Origin of the sequence: Marinobacter sp. EN3, from assembly GCF_000475315.1 — a bacterium.
Taxonomy (GTDB): domain Bacteria; phylum Pseudomonadota; class Gammaproteobacteria; order Pseudomonadales; family Oleiphilaceae; genus Marinobacter; species Marinobacter nauticus.
Genome location: NZ_AXCC01000092.1, coordinates 1 through 1,725, shown reverse-complemented (window position 1 = coordinate 1,725; position 1,725 = coordinate 1). Strand labels below are relative to the sequence as shown.

Annotated in this window: 3 protein-coding genes; 1 reads left to right on the top strand and 2 read right to left on the bottom strand. The window is 51.8% G+C overall.

Annotated elements, in window-relative coordinates; all coding sequences use genetic code 11:
• Nucleotides 1-301: 301 nt before the first annotated feature.
• Together Q675_RS36565 and Q675_RS36560 are read right to left on the bottom strand one after the other, a co-directional pair.
• Nucleotides 302-628: a nucleotidyltransferase family protein gene (locus Q675_RS36565; protein WP_023012181.1), complete on the bottom strand. Its 327-nt coding sequence runs from the start codon at nucleotides 626-628 to the stop codon at nucleotides 302-304.
• Nucleotides 615-1,043, bottom strand: coding sequence for a nucleotidyltransferase substrate binding protein (locus tag Q675_RS36560; RefSeq protein ID WP_023012180.1), 429 nt, complete (start codon nucleotides 1,041-1,043; stop codon nucleotides 615-617). The genes Q675_RS36565 and Q675_RS36560 overlap by 14 nt, the downstream gene beginning before the upstream one ends.
• Nucleotides 1,044-1,255: 212 nt before the next feature.
• On the opposite strand from Q675_RS36560, the gene Q675_RS36555 reads away from it, so the two are divergent.
• Nucleotides 1,256-1,725: superoxide dismutase family protein (locus tag Q675_RS36555; protein ID WP_023012179.1), on the top strand; the 470-nt coding region annotated here is incomplete at its 3' end.

Genomic DNA, 1,725 nt, shown 5'->3' with positions numbered 1-1,725 from the left:
CTCGCCGTGACAATAGCCACAAAAGCGGATGCGCTCGTGACCGGCCTCGTAGCTGGCCTGGCGTTTGGTATCATCGGCCATAATGGCGTTTAGCTGTGTCATGGCCTCGCCTGCAGAGCTTGCGGCAACCATGGGAGAGGCAGTCAGGCACGCGACGATCAACAGTTTCCTCAAGTGTGAACTACCAAACATAAGCCACCTACTTCTTCGGAAAGGCCGAAGAATAGTCGGGTGCTTGAGTGCTGATCTTGCCAAAGATCAAAAAAGCGGACTTAAAACGGTTCGGCCGGTGGCCCATGGTTCAATAGATGCGTATACCAACCCGGGTTACGTGCTCAAGTAGTTCTTCATTGTCTACCTGGTGCTTCAGGGCAAGATCCACTTTCCAGGGCAGCAGCATATCGTCAATTTCTAGCTCTATCTGGTTAAATTCCTGCCAGGAAAGTGTCGGCGCGGTCATCATCAAGTCGATATCCGAGTTGTACCGGTAATTGCCTTTAGCGCGAGAGCCGTAGAGGGTAACCTGGTCAATCTCGTGGTGCTGCGAGAATATGTCCTGTAACCTTCTGATAACCCTTGGCGGCAGCCCAAACTGTTCTTTCACGGACGATGGTTCAGGCAAGGCCATGCTTTTCCGCTTCCTGCTCTATCTGGGTTTGCAGTGCAGCAAACAGCGGGTGATATTGCGCCAAAATGTTAGTGAGGATTTCCTTGGCGGTTTCTTCGTTATAGGTGTGGGATGTTCGGTTTCTGTCTTTCAGCATGCGCATCCAGCCTTCGCCATCTTCGATTAGGCCATTGGCGAAAGCTTCACGAATCGCATCGCGAGAGCCGACAATGTTGCCGTTGCCTTGCCATCGGAAGTAATCCCGAATCACATTCCAGGATAGCTCATAGGTATATTCAAATGCCTGAATCAATCCCTGTTTTTCGAGGTCTGAGAGGTCGCGGGTTCGGCATAATTTTACAGCCGAATCCAGCTGAGAGAATGCCTTTCTGAAGTTACTAAATCGCTGGAGCCAGCGGATATCCTGCTCGGCCATGTTTTGTGCTCGTGTTGGATCCTTCACCGAAGAATACCATGACGTGGGGCCGCGAAACGACCTGGGCGCGAGGCTTATAAAGGTGATTGGGCGCTAATCCTTACCTAAACAAAGATTTAAAAAATAGAAAATCACAACTACGCTAGTGGCTAAACACTCTCAATGTGAGAGTGGGGCGTCTTCTTTCAACAGCAATGGAAAAGGAGAACAGCATGCATCGCACTAGGCAGGGATTATCCCTTATCACAACGTCCGCTGCTCTTATTCTGGCGGCCTCACAGGTGTTCGCAGAGCCAAAGCTTGAGGTGGAAATGTTTGAAGCCGGCGTGGAAGGCCGCGGGGATTCCATCGGCACGGTTACACTCACCGCTTACGATCAGGGCGTACTTATTGAGTCTGATATCACTGGTCTTTCGCCCGGAGTTCACGGCTTTCATCTCCATGAAAACGCGGACTGCAGCCCGGTAGAAAAAGACGGAAAAACAACGCCTGCAGGTGCCGCTGGTGGGCATTACGACCCAAAAAACATCGGGAAGCATAAAGGCCCGTTCGATAAATCCGGACATCTTGGCGACCTGCCAAGGTTGCACGTTGGCCAGGAGGGAGAAAACGCCCAGACCAATATTGCGCCGCGGCTGCAGCTGAGCGATTTTAAAGGCCGGGCCCTGGTGATTCACGGTGG